Source organism: Streptomyces avermitilis MA-4680 = NBRC 14893 (assembly GCF_000009765.2).
GTDB classification, from domain to species: domain Bacteria; phylum Actinomycetota; class Actinomycetes; order Streptomycetales; family Streptomycetaceae; genus Streptomyces; species Streptomyces avermitilis.
Genome location: NC_003155.5, coordinates 1599209 through 1615067, shown reverse-complemented (window position 1 = coordinate 1615067; position 15859 = coordinate 1599209). Strand labels below are relative to the sequence as shown.

Annotated in this window: 16 protein-coding genes; 8 read left to right on the top strand and 8 right to left on the bottom strand. The window is 73.0% G+C overall.

The window, feature by feature from the left end; genetic code table 11:
- Positions 1-17: 17 nt before the first annotated feature.
- Positions 18-761 (top strand): class I SAM-dependent methyltransferase, encoded by a 744-nt coding sequence (locus SAVERM_RS07000; protein ID WP_010982744.1) that lies wholly within the window; start codon positions 18-20, stop codon positions 759-761.
- A 175-nt stretch (positions 762-936) separates the two neighbouring features.
- Here SAVERM_RS07000 and SAVERM_RS06995 read toward each other — a convergent pair whose 3' ends face one another.
- From SAVERM_RS06995 to SAVERM_RS06975, 5 genes are all read right to left on the bottom strand, one after another.
- On the bottom strand, positions 937-1668 hold the full coding sequence (locus tag SAVERM_RS06995) for a GntR family transcriptional regulator (protein ID WP_037646056.1): 732 nt from the start codon (positions 1666-1668) through the stop codon (positions 937-939).
- 141 nt (positions 1669-1809) lie between these two features.
- Positions 1810-2976, bottom strand: a complete 1167-nt coding sequence (locus SAVERM_RS06990) for an EstA family serine hydrolase (protein ID WP_010982742.1) — start codon at positions 2974-2976, stop codon at positions 1810-1812.
- 175 nt (positions 2977-3151) lie between these two features.
- Positions 3152-3571, bottom strand: coding sequence for a nuclear transport factor 2 family protein (locus SAVERM_RS06985; protein WP_010982741.1), 420 nt, complete (start codon positions 3569-3571; stop codon positions 3152-3154).
- Entirely contained in the window at positions 3568-4536 is a 969-nt protein-coding gene (locus SAVERM_RS06980) for an acetylxylan esterase (RefSeq protein ID WP_010982740.1), read from the bottom strand. The genes SAVERM_RS06985 and SAVERM_RS06980 overlap by 4 nt, the downstream gene beginning before the upstream one ends.
- Positions 4537-4857: 321 nt before the next feature.
- Positions 4858-5442 carry an Rv1733c family protein gene (locus SAVERM_RS06975; RefSeq protein ID WP_037646058.1) on the bottom strand — a complete coding sequence of 195 codons (585 nt, stop codon included), beginning with the start codon at positions 5440-5442 and terminating at the stop codon, positions 4858-4860.
- 387 nt (positions 5443-5829) lie between these two features.
- On the opposite strand from SAVERM_RS06975, the gene SAVERM_RS06970 reads away from it, so the two are divergent.
- A complete protein-coding gene (locus SAVERM_RS06970; protein WP_010982738.1) occupies positions 5830-6717 on the top strand; it encodes a universal stress protein in 888 nt (295 codons plus the stop codon).
- A gap of 17 nt (positions 6718-6734) precedes the next feature.
- Here the strand turns inward: SAVERM_RS06970 and SAVERM_RS06965 are convergent, their stop codons facing one another.
- Together SAVERM_RS06965 and SAVERM_RS06960 are read right to left on the bottom strand one after the other, a co-directional pair.
- Complete coding sequence (locus SAVERM_RS06965) at positions 6735-7490, bottom strand: ferredoxin reductase (protein WP_010982737.1); 756 nt, start codon at positions 7488-7490, stop codon at positions 6735-6737.
- Positions 7483-8088, bottom strand: a complete 606-nt coding sequence (locus tag SAVERM_RS06960; protein WP_010982736.1) for a sulfite oxidase-like oxidoreductase — start codon at positions 8086-8088, stop codon at positions 7483-7485. The genes SAVERM_RS06965 and SAVERM_RS06960 overlap by 8 nt, the downstream gene beginning before the upstream one ends.
- A gap of 248 nt (positions 8089-8336) precedes the next feature.
- Between SAVERM_RS06960 and SAVERM_RS06955 the strand changes: the two genes are divergently transcribed.
- Both SAVERM_RS06955 and SAVERM_RS06950 read left to right on the top strand, forming a co-directional pair.
- Positions 8337-9257: an NADP-dependent oxidoreductase gene (locus SAVERM_RS06955; RefSeq protein ID WP_010982735.1), complete on the top strand. Its 921-nt coding sequence runs from the start codon at positions 8337-8339 to the stop codon at positions 9255-9257.
- 176 nt (positions 9258-9433) lie between these two features.
- Positions 9434-10159: a GNAT family N-acetyltransferase gene (locus SAVERM_RS06950; protein ID WP_037646270.1), complete on the top strand. Its 726-nt coding sequence runs from the start codon at positions 9434-9436 to the stop codon at positions 10157-10159.
- Positions 10160-10198: 39 nt separating this feature from the next.
- On the opposite strand, the gene SAVERM_RS06945 is transcribed toward SAVERM_RS06950, so the two are convergent.
- Complete coding sequence (locus tag SAVERM_RS06945) at positions 10199-10729, bottom strand: MarR family winged helix-turn-helix transcriptional regulator (RefSeq protein WP_010982733.1); 531 nt, start codon at positions 10727-10729, stop codon at positions 10199-10201.
- A gap of 77 nt (positions 10730-10806) precedes the next feature.
- Here SAVERM_RS06945 and SAVERM_RS06940 point away from each other — a divergent pair, with 77 nt between their 5' ends.
- The 4 genes from SAVERM_RS06940 (at position 10807) to SAVERM_RS06925 (ending at position 15794) form a co-directional block, all read left to right on the top strand.
- The gene (locus SAVERM_RS06940; protein WP_237528727.1) at positions 10807-11895 is read left to right on the top strand and encodes a hypothetical protein; all 1089 of its coding nucleotides are present in this window, start codon (positions 10807-10809) and stop codon (positions 11893-11895) included.
- 178 nt (positions 11896-12073) lie between these two features.
- A complete protein-coding gene (locus tag SAVERM_RS06935; RefSeq protein ID WP_010982731.1) occupies positions 12074-12892 on the top strand; it encodes a putative protein N(5)-glutamine methyltransferase in 819 nt (272 codons plus the stop codon).
- A gap of 298 nt (positions 12893-13190) precedes the next feature.
- Complete coding sequence (locus SAVERM_RS06930) at positions 13191-15206, top strand: NADPH-dependent 2,4-dienoyl-CoA reductase (protein ID WP_010982730.1); 2016 nt, start codon at positions 13191-13193, stop codon at positions 15204-15206.
- 42 nt (positions 15207-15248) lie between these two features.
- The gene (locus tag SAVERM_RS06925; protein WP_010982729.1) at positions 15249-15794 is read left to right on the top strand and encodes a PadR family transcriptional regulator; all 546 of its coding nucleotides are present in this window, start codon (positions 15249-15251) and stop codon (positions 15792-15794) included.
- Positions 15795-15859 lie beyond the last annotated feature (65 nt).

Genomic DNA, 15859 nt, shown 5'->3' with positions numbered 1-15859 from the left:
CCCCTAAGCTGAGCGCGATGTTCTCACCGCACGGTCCCACCCTCCGCGAACTGGCCGTTCAGGCCCTGTCGTCCGTCGAGCACGGCTATGACCTGCTCGCACCCAAGTTCGACCACACGCCGTTCCGGACCCCGGACTCGGTCCTGGAAGCGGTCGAGGGTGCCTTGGAGCCGATGGGGCCGTTCGACCGCGGGCTCGACCTGTGCTGCGGCACCGGGGCAGGCGTCGACGTGCTGCGTACGGTGTGCCGGGAAGGCGTCACCGGGGTCGACATCAGCGCGGGGATGCTGGCGGTGGGACGGGAGCAGGCGCGGGCCGTCGGCCAGCCCGACGTCACATGGGTCCGCGGTGATGCCCGCGCGCTGCCGTTCGGCCCCGTGTTCGACCTGGTCGTGAGCTTCGGCGCCTTCGGGCACTTCCTGCCGGCCGAGCTGCCCGGTCTGTTCGCTCAGGTCCACTCCGTGCTGCGGCCCGGCGGGCGGTTCGCGTTCCCCGTCGCGGCCCCGCCGCGCCCCGCCTCGCCCTGGTACTGGGCCCTGCTGGGCTTCGACACGGCGATGCGGGTGCGCAACGCCCTGTGGCGTCCGCCGTTCGTCATGTACTACCGGGCCTTCCGCCTCGGAGACGTACGCCGGGAACTGGTGCGCGCCGGATTCCGGGTGGAGCTCGTCGCCCTGCCCGGGTTCGGACAGCGGCCCGACGGAAGCCCGCGCTGCCGGATGGTCGTGGCCACCCGGGAGAGCGGTACGGCCGGGGCGTGACGCCATGCGGGTGCGGCGCTCCCGCAATCTGCCGGATGGCCGCACCTGACCGTCCGGGCAAGGGGTACGGCGCCCCGCATGGCCGTACCCCTCACAGCACCGGCCGTGCCCTTACGTCGCGTACCTCCAGCGGTGCCGGTTCGCCCCGCCGTGGACCGCGCGCGCGACACAGGGGTCAGCCGGCCGCCGGCAGGGTGAACTCGTAGACCAGGGCGTCCAGTCGGGCATCCGCGACAAGGTCCGTGATCTCCAGTGGACGGTGATGCTGGTCGTGCACGCGCCGGGTGACCCGTACCGACGGGGGGAACTGGGTGATCGAGTCACGGTGGTGCAGCGTCAGCCCCGCCTTGCGCATCCAGTCGTACGCGCGCCACAGCTGGGCCGCCGCCGAGCCGTCCGCGCGGTCGCGGTAGCGGGCCAGCTCCGCGACCTCCGTGACCGCGACGACGGAGAACGACGTCAGGGCCGTACGCAGCCCGCTGCCGTCGGCCGCGACCGACTCGTAGCGATGTACGAGCGTCGGCCGCCGCGGAGCGAGCCCCAGGGCCAGGGCGTGCTCCGCGGGGGGTTCTTCCCAGGTGACGGTCGCCCGGCAGGGCTCCGTGGTCTGCGCGCCCACGGGGAAGGTGAGCGACGGCATGTGGGCGGCGTCGGCGCCGGGTTCGGCCGTGGCGCCGGGCAGCGTCGCGTGGCTGCCCCGGCGGTCCGTGGCGACCAGCCCGTCGCGGCGCAGCATCTGCAGGGCCTGTCGCACGGTCTCGCGGCTGACCCCGAAGTGCGTGGCCAAGTGCCGCTCGCCGGGCAGTCGTTCCCCCGGCGGAATGGTTCCGTCGCGCAGTTCGCCGAGTAGATCGTGGGCGATCCTCCAGTAGAGCGGGTCGTGGTCGGATGTGGTGGAGCGGGCCATGTCCGCGCCTCCTGGTGACAAGACGTAGTCGTGCGGGATCTTTGCGCGACCAGATCTAGCATTGGTCTAAACCACCAGGGAAGAGCGGCCGGGCAGTTCGGCCGAATCCGACCCGCGTCGCCCGGCCTGCTCGCGACGGCCTCAGAGCGCGCGGTACAGGGCGTCGACAAGCGCCATCTTCCTTGGGTCGTCGGCGATGTGCGGGCCCATGCGGTTCATCACGTACCCCAGCGAGACACCCGCCTCCGGGTCGGCGAGACCGCAGGAGCCGCCGAAGCCGTCGTGACCGAAAGCCTTCGGGTTGGGACCGTACGATCCGTTGGACCCGCTGAGCCAGAGGCCGAGGCCGATCTCCGTCTCACTCTCGAACCCGGCACCCAGCACCAGGTCACGGCAGCTGCCCTGGCCCTCGCGCACCCGCTCGGCGGCCTCGGGGGAGAGTATCGGCCGTCCGTCCCACGAGCCCCGCCCGGCGAAGATCCCGTACAGCGCGGCGACCGCGCGCGCCGTGCCGTGGCCGTTCGCCGCCGGGATCTCCGCGGCCCGCCACTGCTCGGTGTTGCCCTCGGTGGCGCCGACCACGGGGTTGAGCAGCGCGGCCAGGGCCACCGGCGCCAACTGGGAGAAGATCGCCGCCTGTTCACTGGTCGCCGCGGCCCGCGGATGCACCAGCTCCGCGGCCCGGTCCGCCTCCTTCTCCGGCAGCCCGATCGTGAAGTCGATGGCGAGCGGCCCGGTCACCTCCCGCTCCAGGAAGGCACCCGGCAGCAGCCCCGACACCCGTCGCACCACCTCGCCGACGAGGAAGCCGAACGTCATCGCGTGATAACCGGACCGCGTTCCCGGCTCCCACCAGGGCTCCTGCGCCGCAAGCCGCTGCGCGGTCAGCTCCCAGTCGTACAGCTGCTCGACGGAATGCGGCTCGCGCAGTCCCGCGAGGCCCGCGCGGTGCGACAGCAGATGCCGTACGAGGACGGACTCCTTGCCCGCCGCCGCGAACTCCGGCCAGTACGCGGCCACCGGGGCGTCGAAGTCGAGCAGCCCGCGGTCGGCCAGGATGTGCGCGCAGAGGGACGTCGGGCCCTTCGACGTCGACCACACGTTGACCAGCGTCTCCCGCTCCCAGGGGCGGGTGCGCGCCGCGTCGGCCCAGCCGCCCCACAGATCCACCACGGTCTCGCCGCCGAGCGTGACGGCCACCGCCGCCCCCAGCTCACCCCGCTCGCGGAAGTTCCCCTCGAACGCCTCGCGCACCGCCGTGAAGCGCTCGTCGCACCGGCCTTGAACCTGTGGCACCTGCTGGGACATGGGTCCTCCGTCGTCCGGGTCCGGGTGGCCCGGCCGTGGGACCGGGCGTGCTGAACGTACCGACTGGTCGGACCGGACGGAAGCCGTCGGACGCGGACGGATGTCGCGCCACCACCGGGCCGAGGCCCCAAGTCGGCCCGAGCCGGCCCGACGTCAGCCCCACGTCAGCCCCAACTCACCTCAGGAACATCGAACCGGTGGGCTCCTTGTGGCCTGTGACGGTGTGCCAGTAGTCACGGGTCTCCACGGCCAGGCCGCTCGCGTCGAAGCGTACGAAGACGCAGCCGGCGAGTGTCGAGGGCGTGCCGTCCTCCTCGGCCAGCACCCGGAACTCCGCGACCGCGAGCCCGTCGTCGCCGACGACGGGCTCGGAGAAGCGCACGTCCTGGGTCCGCTCGGCCGCGAACGACCAGCGGATGTACTCGGCGAGTGCGGCGCGGCCCCGGTGCGGCTCGCGGAACGGCATCGAGCGGTGGACGCAGTCCTCGGCGTACAGGCCGACGATCGCGTCCACGTCGTGCGCCGCCCAGGCCCGCTCCCACACCGCCACGAACCGCCGGGCCGCCTCGGCCGTCGCCGCCCGGCTCATGCTCATCGAAGACGGTCCGGCAGCCAGCGCAGCTGTGCCGCCTCCTGATAGGGGCCGCCGCCCTCGTGGTCGTTGAAGTCGTACACCTCGATCGCCTTGTCGGCGTGCGCCCACGCGTTGAAGGCGGCGAAGACGGTGGACGGCGGGCACGTCTGGTCCTCGAGGGCCGCGGAGAAGAGCGCGGGAGCGCTCCCGCGGGCGGCGAAGTGCACGCCGTCGAAGTAGGACAGCGTGCGCTGCACCTGCTCCGTGCGGCCGCGGTTCGTCTTGAGGTACCTGCCGATCTCGCGGTACGGGTCGCGGTCCGTCAGCGTCGTCGCGCGCGGGAAGTCGCACAGGAACGGCACGTCCGGCGCGACCGCGGCCAGGTCGGGGACCAGGCCGCCCACCGCGATCGTGATGCCGCCGCCCTGGCTGGTGCCGACGGCCGCGACGCGGGCGGAGTCGGTCAGGGGATGGGCCCGGGCCGCCTCCACGGCACGGACGCCGTCGGTGAACAGCCGCCGGTAGTAGTAGCTTTCGGGGTCCTCCACCCCCCGGGTCATGAATCCGGGGAAAGCGGGCCCGCTGCCCACCGGGTCGGGAGTGTCACCGCCGCCCCACGCGCTGCCCTGGCCCCGTGTGTCCATCACGAAGTGCGCGAAGCCGGCCGAGGCCCACAGCAGATGCGTGTGCGGAAGGCCGCGTCCGCCGCCGTACCCGATGAACTCCACGACCGTCGGCAGCGGCGCGTTCGCCCGGGCGGGCAGCGTCAGCCAGCCCTTCACCGGGTGACCGTCGAACCCGGCGAACGTGACGTCGTACACCTCGACCGTCTCGAGGTGCGTCTCGACCGGCTCGAAACGGGGACCGAGGTCGTACTGGCGGGCCTCCTGGAGCGTCTTGGCCCAGAAGGCGTCGAAGTCCTCGGGCTCGGCCGACGCGCTGCGATAACCGCGGAGCTGGTCGAGAGGCAGGTCGAACAGGGCCATGAGGGACCACCTTTGATGTCATGAGTGTCTGGCCATGAGCGCGGATGATCACACCGTACGGGGGCTGCCGAGGGGGCCGCCAGGCCTTGCCAGGACAGGACGGTGACCGGCTCCGGCACGGCCGTCCGGATCTGGTCGGGAAGGACCTCCGGCCGCTCGTCGCGGACGGGGAGCGCGAGATCTCCGGCGGTTGGCCGGCGATCGGTGCGGGCCGGGTCGCGGCTGCCGACGTCGCGGGAACCCGGCCCGAGACAGGCGGGAGACTCCCGGAGCCCTGCTACCGGGCGCTGACCGGGGCGCCCCGGGCGTACCCGGGCGCCGTCACGCGGTCCGCTTCCTCCACTCCGGGCCCGTACGCGCCCATTCCTCCTCCCACTCGGCCATGCGGTGCCGTTCGGCGATCCGGCGCTCGGCGATCCGGGCGAGCAGGACCAGGCCCACGACGCCGCCCGTGGTCCACACGCCCGACGTCACCGCGTGCTGCCAGACCAGGGTGTCGGTCACCGGCGGCGCGACGCTCCTGCCCCGGCCGTCCAGCCACACATCGGTCCGTTCGCCGCGCAGGGAGCCCGCCGGGACCATGGCCGGTCCGGTGCGCGCGCCCCGGCCCGGCTCGGTCCAGCGCACCTTCACCTGGTACAGCGGCTCCTTGCTGTCCTGGACGGACGGGACCGCGGCGGGAGCGTTCTCGACGAGGGTCGCGGAGACATGCCGCCGCTCGGCCCGCTGGGCCGTGGCGAGCGAGTGCGAGCTGTCGTACGCCCACCAGCCCACGGCCGCACCGGCGAGCGGCGCGGCGACGAACAGCAGCACGGCGACGACCAGGGCCGTCCACGCCTCGACGACGTCCGAGCGGCGCCGCAGCGGATTACGACGTTCATACCGGTACCGCATCCGGGTTCGCATGTCCGACCTCCTCGCCGCCTCCGCCCGGCCCGGGAAGGGGCCGAACGGAACCTGGCCCGGCAGGTACACCTCTCCCGGCGCGGTGCGCCCGACGGCAGCGCCCACAAGGGGCCTGGTGCTGATTGTCCGCCTGTACGACTGATCCGCGCACCCCGTGGAACCCGCGCATCGGTCGCGTGAGGAGAAGGAGCCCGCATGGCGAAGGATGCCCAGCACCCCGGGTGCCCCCACCGCCGCCGGGAACACCCCGGTGCGCCCTCCCCGCCGCCACAACATCCCCACGCGCCTCAGCCGTCACCACAAGCAGCACCCCGCGCGCACGCCTCGCGCACCCCGCGTGCACGCCTCCCGGAACGGTCGATCGTCGAAATCCGAAAGGCAGGAGCCATGACCTCCGGCACCCGCACCATCACCGTCGGCATCGACGGATCGCGCACCGGCCTCGACGCCGCCGACTGGGCCGCACGCGAGGCCGAACGCCGCCGACTCCCGCTGCGCCTGCTGCACGCGGGCGCCGAACCGCCCGTCCCCGCCCCCGTGCCGGACGTCGACCTGCCCGCGCGCACCGCCCTCGACCGGGCCGCGGTCCAACTGGCTTACGCGCACCCGGCGTTGGACATCATCGCCCGCCGTACCGAGACACCCGCGGTCCCGGCGCTGCTGGCGGCGGCAGCGGAGGCGGAGACGCTCGTCCTCGGCTCCCGGGGATTCACCGGATTCGCGGGATTCCTCGTGGGCTCGGTGGCCCTCGCCGTCGCGGCCCGCGCCGCGCGCCCGGTCGTGCTCGTGCGCACGGGCGAACTGGCCGAGGACGAGCGGATGCCGGCCGACGACGGCACACCGCCCGGCCGGGCCGCGTATCTGCCGGTCGTCCTCGGCCTCGACCTGGACCACCCGGCCGACCGGCTGATCGCCTACGCCTTCGAGGCGGCGGCCGTGCGCTCGGCGCCGCTGCACGTGGTGCACACCTGGACGACACTCCCGCCGACGGGACACGCGCCCGGAGCGCCGCTGCCCGGCGACGCGGCCGAGCGGGAGGAGGGCGCGCGGCGGACGCTGACGACGACGCTGCAACCCTGGCGGCACAAGTTTCCGGGGACCGACGTCCTGGAGCGGGTGATCCCCGGTCATCCCGGACACCACCTGCTCAGGGCGTCCATCCGGGCCGGGCTCCTGGTGATCGGCCGCCGTACGTCGGCACCGGGCCTGGGCCGGGCCGCCCGCTCCCTGATCCACCACGCAGGCTGTCCGGTGGCCGTGGTCCCGCACTGCTGACGGCCCCACGCGGGAGGTCAGCCGAAGCGCTCGATCCGGATACGGTGCACCGGCTGACCGGCCTCGACGAGCAGCCGCGAGGCATGCTCCGCGAACCCGTTGGAGCCGCACACATAGGCCTCCCACCCACCAGGAGGCGCCCGGTCCAGGAGCGGCGCCACATGGGCGGCCGACATACGGCCCACGGGCACCCCCGCCGCGGCGTCGCGGGTGAAGACGGGCGTGGTCTCGTCGCCGTACTCGCGGGCGTAGATCAGCTCCTGCGGGCTGCGCGCCGAGACGAGCAGCCGCAACGGCACCGTCGACCCCTGCGCCCGGTGATGGCGCACCATCGACATCAGCGGTACGACACCGGAGCCCGCGCCGATCAGCAGCGCGGGCCGGTCGCCGGGCCACGCGAAGAAGCCGCTGAGCGGACCGCGCACCTGCACCTCGTCACCGGGCTCGGCCACCGTGTGGAACCAGCCGGAGACCTCGCCGCCCTCGACATGGTCCAGCGTCAGCTCGATGTGCCCGGCGTCCTCGGGCGGCGACGCGATCGAGTAGTGCCGCTGCGCCCCGTAGCCGTCCTCGGCCGTCAGCCGCAGCATCAGGTGCTGGCCGGGCAGATGGCCCTGCCAGCCGGGCACCGCGAACCGGAAGGTGGCGGCGTGCGGCGTCTCACGGCGGATCTCGGTGAGCGTGGCGGTCTGCCAGACGGCCGCTGCCCGGTTGCTCACGGCGATCCGGCCGGGCACGGCGAACCGGGTCGGGGGTACGAAGGTCTCAGTCACCGGAGTAACGCTGCTCTTCCCAGGGGTTGCCGCGGGCGTGATAGCCGTTCTGCTCCCAGAAGCCCGGCTCGTCGTGGTCGAGGATCCTGAGGCCCGCGATCCACTTGGCGCTCTTCCAGAAGTACAGATGCGGCACGAGCAGCCGCGCCGGGCCGCCGTGCTCGGCGGGCAGCGGCCTGCCGTCGTACTCCCACGCGATCCAGGCGCGCCCCCCGGTGAGATCCGTCAGCGGCAGGTTCGTGGTGTACCCGGTGTGCGAGTAGGCGACGGCGTGGGTGGCGGTCGCGTCCGGGCGTACGAGACCCAGGAACGCGTCCAGCGACACACCCCCGAAGCGCACCCCGAACTTCGACCAGCTGGTCACGCAGTGGATGTCGCCCTCGTAGGCGGACGGCGCCAGCGCGTGCGCCGCGTCCCAGCTCCAGGTGCGCGGCTCGGCCACCAGACCGTCGATCCGGAAGGACCAGTCGGCCGCCGCCAGGTCCGGCGTGACCTCGGCGGACAGGACGGGCCAGTCGTCGCCCGCGTCGTACTGGCCGGGCGGCAGTCCGGGATGATGGACGCGCGGGCGCCCCGTGAAGCCTCGGGTGACGTTCATTGCGGGTGGTGCCTCCAGGCCGTCCGAGCGGCGGCCCGCCGGCCGGACGTGATCAGTACTTACGCATTCAACCGTACGCGGTCGGCGACGGCGCCCCCGCCCTTGTCGGACGGCCGATCGTTGCGGCCGTATGAACTCTTCGGCGGCCCGGGAATAGCCGTCCAGCGATCTCCCTTGCCGTTGAGTGCCGACGCCGGTGGCCCTGGCAGCCGGTCACTCGGTGACAGCGAAGGAGAGTGAGGGAGCAGATGCCCAAGGCGTACGTGTTCACGCGGTACGGCGGCCCGGAGACCGAGGCGCTCGTCGATCTGGACCGGCCGAGCGCCGGCCCGGGACAGCTCGTCGTCGCGGTGCGCGCGGCGGGCGTGAACCCGGTCGACTGGAAGCAGCGCACCGGTTACCGGCGCCCCGGCGGCCCGGCCCGCGAACTGCCCGCCGTCTTCGGCAACGAGGTATCCGGCGTCGTCGAGGAGACCGGCGAGGGCGTGACCGGCTTCGCCGTCGGCGACGAGGTCTTCGGCAACCCGGTGGCCGGCGGATACGCCCAGTACGCGGTGCTGCCGGTGACGACGACCGCGCACAAACCCGCCGGGCTGTCCTTCACGGACGCCGCGACCCTGCCCGTCGCGGCGGCGACCGCGTACGACGGCGTCCGCCAGCTCGGCCTGCCCTCCGGTGCGACGCTGCTGATCACCGGCGCGGGCGGGGGCGTGGGTGTCGCGGCCGTCCAGCTCGCTCGGGCCGCGGGACTGCGGGTCGTGGGGGTCGCGAGCGAGGCCAAGAAGGACCTCGTCGAATCGCTCAGCGCCGTGCACGTGCCCTCCGGTCCCGAGCTGGCCGAGCGGGTGCGCGCGGCGGCTCCGGGCGACGTGGACGCTGTGTTCGACCTCGTCGGCGGCGAGGTCCTGGAGGCCGCGGCCACGCTGCTCACCGACCGCACGAAGCTGATCACCGGCGCCGACCGGGAGACCGTCGCGCGGCTGGGCGGCGCGCCGGTGGCACGGGCCCGCACCGCGGCCGTGCTGGACGCCGTGGCCGCGCTCGCCGTCGGCGGTGAGCTGAAGCCGTACGTGACGCGGACATTCCCGCTCGAACTGGCCGCCGAGGCCCTGCGCACGGTCGAGGAAGGCCACGCCCGCGGCAAGGTCGTGATCGAGGTCGCCGAATGAGCGCACAGGACACCGACGGCCGCGCGCCGGAGGAGGCCGGACGGAGCGCCGGGGACCGCGTCCCGCAGGTGCGCGGGCGGAGCGCCGAGGGCCATGTGCTGGATGTGAGGGGGCAGAGCGACGACCGTCGCGCCCTCGACGTGAGCGGCGAGACCGCAGCGCGTCCCGCACGGGACATCGCCGGCCCGCGCCCGGAGCGCCACGTCCTCGACAACCCCGCGCTCGCCTCGCTCACCGGCCCGCACGCCCACTTCGCCGAACGCCGGGGCCGTGTCCTGCGCTACCCCGTCGACGTCTCGCCGTGGCTGGGCCTGCCCGACGAGCCCGATGCCGACGACTGGGCCGATCTCGCCGCGCTGGTCGGGCCCGGTGAAGAGGCGCCCCTCGCCGGGTTCCGCGGCCGGGCCCCGGACGGCTGGGAGGTGACCTTCGACATCGCGGGCGTCCAGCTCGTCGACAACGGGATCGCGGCGGCCCCGGACGCGGAGGCGGTACGCCTCGGCCCCGAGGACGTGCCCGAGATGCTGGACCTGGTCGAGCGCACCAGGCCCGGCCCCTTCCTGCCACGCACCGTGGAACTCGGCACCTATCTCGGGATCCGCCGGGGCGGCGCCCTCGTCGCGATGGCGGGGGAGCGGCTGCATCCGCCGGGCTGGACCGAGATCAGCGCGGTCTGCACCGACCCGGAGTTCCGCGGCGAGGGCCTGGCCGGCCGATTGGTCCTGGCCGTCGCCCACGGCATCCGCGAACGCGGCGAGACCCCGTTCCTGCACACCGGCGCGGGCAACACCAACGCCATCCGCCTCTACGAGGCCCTGGGCTTCCGGCTGCGCCGCACGACCAGGTTCCTCGCGGCCCGGGTGCCCGAGCACGTGCCGGCCGGCCGCCAAGTGGGTGTCTGAGCAGGCGGAGTCCACGAGGGCCGCTCGAGGGGGTACGGGTCAGCCGTCCGCCGACCTCTCCTTGAGCGGGCCCTCGCCCGCCGCCGCGTTGTAGCGCAGCAGATAGGCCGCGAAACGCTCCAGATCCTCCTTCGGCCAGTCGGCGAGGCGCTCGTGGAACGCCTCCCGGCGGCTCTCGGTGACCTGGGCCAGGATCCTTCGGCCCGCCTGTGTCAGATGCAGCACCTGTACCCGGTGGTCCTCGGGATCGAGCCGCCGCTCGATGAGCCCCGTGCGCTCCAGTGCCGCCACCTGACGGCTCACCGTGGACTTGTCGAGTGTGTAGTGCGTGGCGAGGTCCGTGGCGCGGCAGCCGCCGCTCTCCTCCAGGTGCCCGAGCAGGGTGTACGACACCAGCGACAACTCGGGGTGCATCCGGCCCGCCGAGGCCCGGGCACGGCGGGCGAAGGCCGTCATCTCGCGCTGGATGGTCTCGACGGCCGCCTCCGCGTCCGACCCGCCGTGCGCGCCGTGCGCGCCGGGTTCCTCGACGGTGACAACGGTCTCATCGGGCCCTTCGACTGTCTTCACGGCCCCTCCTTCCGTCTCCTAGTTGTATAGTACAACTTGAGTGAGAGTTGTATAAGCCAACCTTTAGGAGGGTTCACATGGACACCGGGCTGCGGTCGCCGGCGCTGCGTCATGTGCTCACGCACCTGGTCACCCCCCTGCTGATGTGTCTCGGCATGGGGCTGGCCTACATGGGCGCGTTCGTGACACCGGAGCCGAACCATCTGCCCGTCGCCGTCGTCGGGGCCGCCCCGGAGGCGAAGGTCTTCGCCCAGACGGTCAAGGACGAGGCCGGGGACAAGCTCGACGTACGGACCGTCGCGAGCCGTGCCGAGGCGGTCGACCTGCTGAAGTCCCGTGACATCACGGGCGCCTATGTGCCGAGCGCGAAGACGCCCGAACTGGTCGTCGCCACGGCCGCGTCCGACATGGGTGCCACCGCCGTCGAGAAGGTCTTCACGCCCGTCGCCGCCCAGCGGGACGTCCCGCTCAAGGTCACCGACGTGGCGCCGCCGGCCGCCGACGACCCCACGGGCCAGGGACTGTTCTTCCTGCTCATCGCGGTGAGCATCGGCTCGTACGCCTCGGTCGCCGCGCTCGGCGCCGCGGGCTCCACGCTGCCCATGAGGGCCCGGGCGCTGCTGGCCGCCGGAGTCTCCGGCGTGGTGAGCGTCATCGGTGCGCTGCTGGCCGGACCCGTGTTCCACCTCGCGCACCACGACCTGCTGACGGTGTGGGGGATGAGCTGGCTCTACTCGGCGGGCATCCTCTTCATCGGCGTGGGCCTCCACACGTTCCTCAAGCGCTGGACCACCCTCGCCATGATGGTGCTCTTCGTGATGCTCAACTTCACCAGCTCCGGCGGCCTGTTCCGCCCCGAGCTGCAGAACGGCTTCTTCGGCACCCTGCACGCCTTCTGGAACGGCGCCGGATTCGTGGAAGGCGTCCGCAGCCTCCTGTACTTCGGCCGGGACGGCCTGTCGGGCGACGTGTGGAGGCTGGTGGTCTGGCTGCTGGCCGGTCTGGTGCTCACCGCCGTGGCCGGCGCGGTGGAGCGCGTACGGGCCCGTGCGGCCGCACCCCGGCGCACGCACGCGAAGCCGGTGGGCGTGACGTCGGCGGAGAAGGCGGCCGGGGAGGAGCCGGCCGACGCCGAGGAGGAGTTGGAGGAGTCCGTCGGTGTCTGACCGCTCCTGCTAGGGTCGTCGTCCCGGCTGTGGATCGCCCCGGCCGGGCGGATGTCGAGGAGGTGAGACCCATTACCGCTGTGTCAGGTCGGGTGCTCTCCTCTCCGAGCAGTGCGGATCGCCGCCCCTAGGCGATCGCGAGGGCGCCCTTCGGCTCACCGAAAGGCTCTCGGCTTCCATGCCACCACTTTCTTCCGCTTCTTCTTCCGCTTCCGCCGTCGTGGCCGCGCTCCGTTCGGCCGGCTGTGTCTTCGCCGAGGACGAGGCGGAGCTGATCCTCTCCACCGCCCGCACGCCCGGCGAGATCGCCACGATGGTCGAGCGGCGCGCCGCGGGTCTGCCGCTCGAACACGTCCTGGGCTGGGCCGGGTTCCACGGCCTGCGCATCACCGTGGATCCCGGCGTCTTCGTGCCCCGCCGCCGTACCGAGTTCCTCGTCGATCTGGCGGTCTCCCTCGCGCGTGAGGTGTCCGTCGTCGTGGACCTGTGCTGCGGCTCGGGTGCCGTCGCCGCCGCACTGGCCGCGTCGCTCGACGGCCCCGAACTGCACGCCGCCGACATCGACCCGGCGGCCGTGCGCTGCGCCCGCCGCAACCTCGCCGCCTGCGGCGGTCACGTCCACGAGGGCGACCTGTTCACCGCCCTCCCCGGCCACCTGCGCGGCCGCGTGGACATCCTGGCCGCCAACGTGCCGTACGTGCCCACCGATGAGGTCGGCCTCCTGCCGCCGGAGGCCCGCGACCACGAACCCCTGGTCGCCCTGGACGGCGGCTCGGACGGCCTCGACATCCTGCGCCGGGTCACCGCCGAGGCCTCCCGGTGGCTGTCCCCCGGCGGCTCGCTGCTCGTCGAGACGAGTGAGCGCCAAGCGTCCCTGGCCGTCGAGACGTTCACCCGCGGCGGCCTGGACGCCCGGCTCGCCGTCTCGGAGGAGCTCTGCGCCAACGTCGTGATCGGCACCAGACCTGGGCGGGCGTCGGAGCCCCAGGGGGCGTAGGGAGTCGCGCGGGATCGCGTCGAAGGCATCGGGCCGCACCGTGCCGGTCTGGTGCGCGGTGCCTTCGACGGTCGTCGCCCGGCCGTCGGCGGTCGCCCCGCGCGGGACGTCCGCCCCGCGGAGGCGGTCGAGCGAGCCGATGCCGGGGCCGGCGGCCGGCCCCGGGACCGTCGCCGCCGTGGCCGCCCCTGCCCTGTGACCGTGCCCACTCGTGCCTCCGCTGATTGTGCAACTAGTTGCATAAAGCCTGCGCCGTCGTCTACAACAGACGCACGACACCGCGCACGGAGGACCCCCGATGAGCCGTTACCCGCACCTGCTGAACCCGCTCGACCTGGGCTTCACCAGCCTGCCCAACCGCGTCCTCATGGGCTCCATGCACGTGGGCCTGGAGGAGGCCGAGCGCGGCTTCGAGCGCATGGCGGAGTTCTACGCGGCCCGGGCGCGCGGGGGAGTGGGCCTGATCGTCACCGGAGGCATCGCGCCCAACGACGCGGGACGCCCCTACGAGGGCGGCGCCAAGCTCACCACCGAGGCGGAGGCCGAGCAGCACACCGCCATCACGGAGGCCGTGCACCGCGAGGGCGGGAAGATCGCGATGCAGATCCTCCACTTCGGGCGCTACGCCTATCACCAGGACCTCGTCGCGCCCAGCGCCCTCCAGGCGCCGATCAGCCCCTTCCCGCCGCACGCGCTGACGGACGCCGAGATCGAGCGGACCATCGACGACTACGCGCGCACCGCCCGTCTGGCGCGGCAGGCCGGGTACGACGGCGTCGAGATCATGGGCTCCGAGGGCTACCTCATCAACGAGTTCATCGCCACCCAGACCAACCGGCGCGAGGACCGCTGGGGCGGCTCGTACGAGAACCGCATGCGCTTCCCCGTCGAGATCGTCCGCCGCGTCCGCGAGGCGGTCGGCGAGGACTTCATCATCATCTACCGGCTGTCGATGCTCGACCTGGTTCCCGGCGGATCGTCCCTGGACGAGGTCATCACCCTCGCCCAGGCCGTCGAGGCGGCCGGAGCGACCATCATCAACACCGGCATCGGCTGGCACGAGGCCCGGATCCCCACCATCGCGACCTCCGTGCCGCGCGGCGCGTACGCCTGGGTGACCAAGAAGGTCATGGGTGCCGTCTCCGTCCCCCTCGTCACCACCAACCGCATCAACACCCCCGAGTTGGCTGAGCAGTTGCTCGCCGAGGGGCACGCGGACATGGTCTCGATGGCCCGCCCGATGCTCGCCGACCCCGACTTCGTCGCCAAGGCCGTGGCCGGACGCCCGGAGGCCATCAACACCTGCATCGGCTGCAACCAGGCCTGCCTCGACCACACCTTCGGCGGGAAGATCACCTCCTGCCTGGTCAACCCGCGCGCCTGCCACGAGACCGAGCTGATCCTGTCCCCGACCCGGCTGCGCAAGCGGGTCGCCGTGGTGGGCGCCGGTCCGGCCGGGCTGGCCTGCGCGGTCAGCGCGGCCGAACGCGGGCACGACGTCACGCTCTTCGACGCCGCGAGCGAGATCGGCGGCCAGCTCAACGTCGCCCGCAAGGTCCCCGGCAAGCAGGAGTTCGACGAGACACTCCGCTACTTCCGTACCCAGCTCGAACAGCACGGCGTCGACGTGCGGTTGAACACCCGCGTCACCTCCGAGCAGGTCGCGGCGTACGAGGAGGTCGTGGTCGCCACCGGCGTCAGCCCGCGCACCCCCGAGATCCCGGGCATCGACCACCCGAGCGTGCTCGGCTACCTCGACGTCCTGCGCGACGGCGCCCCGGTGGGCGACCGCGTCGCGGTCCTCGGCGCCGGCGGCATCGGCTTCGACGTCGCCGAGTACCTCACCGACAGCGGCGACAAGGCGAGCGAGGACCCGGCGACGTACTTCCGCAGCTGGGGCGTCGACATGGACTACCGCGCACCCGGCGGCCTCGGCGCACCCGAGCGGCCCGCCCCGCCGCGCACGGTCCACCTCCTCCAGCGCAAGACCTCCAAGGTCGGCGCCGGACTCGGCAAGACCACGGGCTGGATCCACCGCACCGAGCTCAAGCACCGTGGCGTCACCATGGTCCCGGGCGTCCAGTACGACCGGATCGACGACGCCGGGCTGCACATCACCGTCGACGGGCACAGCCAGGTCCTGGAGGTCGACACCGTCGTCCTGTGCACCGGGCAGGATCCGCGCCGCGACCTGTACCAGGAACTGATCGCCGCGGGCCACCGCGCGCACCTCATCGGCGGCGCGGACGTGGCCGCCGAACTGGACGCCAAGCGCGCCATCAAGCAGGGCACGGAGCTGGCGGCCGCGCTGTAGCAGCCGCGGGGACCCCCGCGGCACCGTCCCTAGGATGAGCCCATGTCACTCCCGCACGCGATCCTCACCGCCCTGCTAGAGAAGCCGTCGTCGGGGCTCGAGCTGACCCGCCGCTTCGACAAGTCGATCGGTTACTTCTGGTCGGCGACGCATCAGCAGATCTATCGCGAGCTGGGAAAACTGGAGGCCGAGGGCTACATCCGCGCGCTGCCCACGCAGCAGCCGGCCCGCGGGCAGAAGAAGGCGTACGAGGTGCTGCCCGCCGGTCGCGCCGAACTCGCCCGCTGGACCGCCGCCGCCCAGGAACCCAAGCCCCTGCGCGACACGCTATTGCTGCGGCTGCGCGCCTCGGCGGTGGTCGGCACCGAGGGGATCGAGGACGACCTGCGTCGGCATCTAGCCCTGCACCAGCGGCAGTTGACGGAGTACGAGGAGATCCAGGACCGCGACTTCGGGCCCGGCAAGGACACGCCGCAGGACCGGCTGAGGCATCTCGTGCTGCGCGCCGGCATCGACCTGGAGACGTTCTGGACGCAGTGGCTGACCCATGCGCTGGCGGAGTTCGAGGAGTTGCCCGCGCACGAGTAGGTGGCCGGCGCGCTCACCGCCGACGCGTTCAGAGCCGACGCGTCCAGAGCCGACGCGTCCAGAGC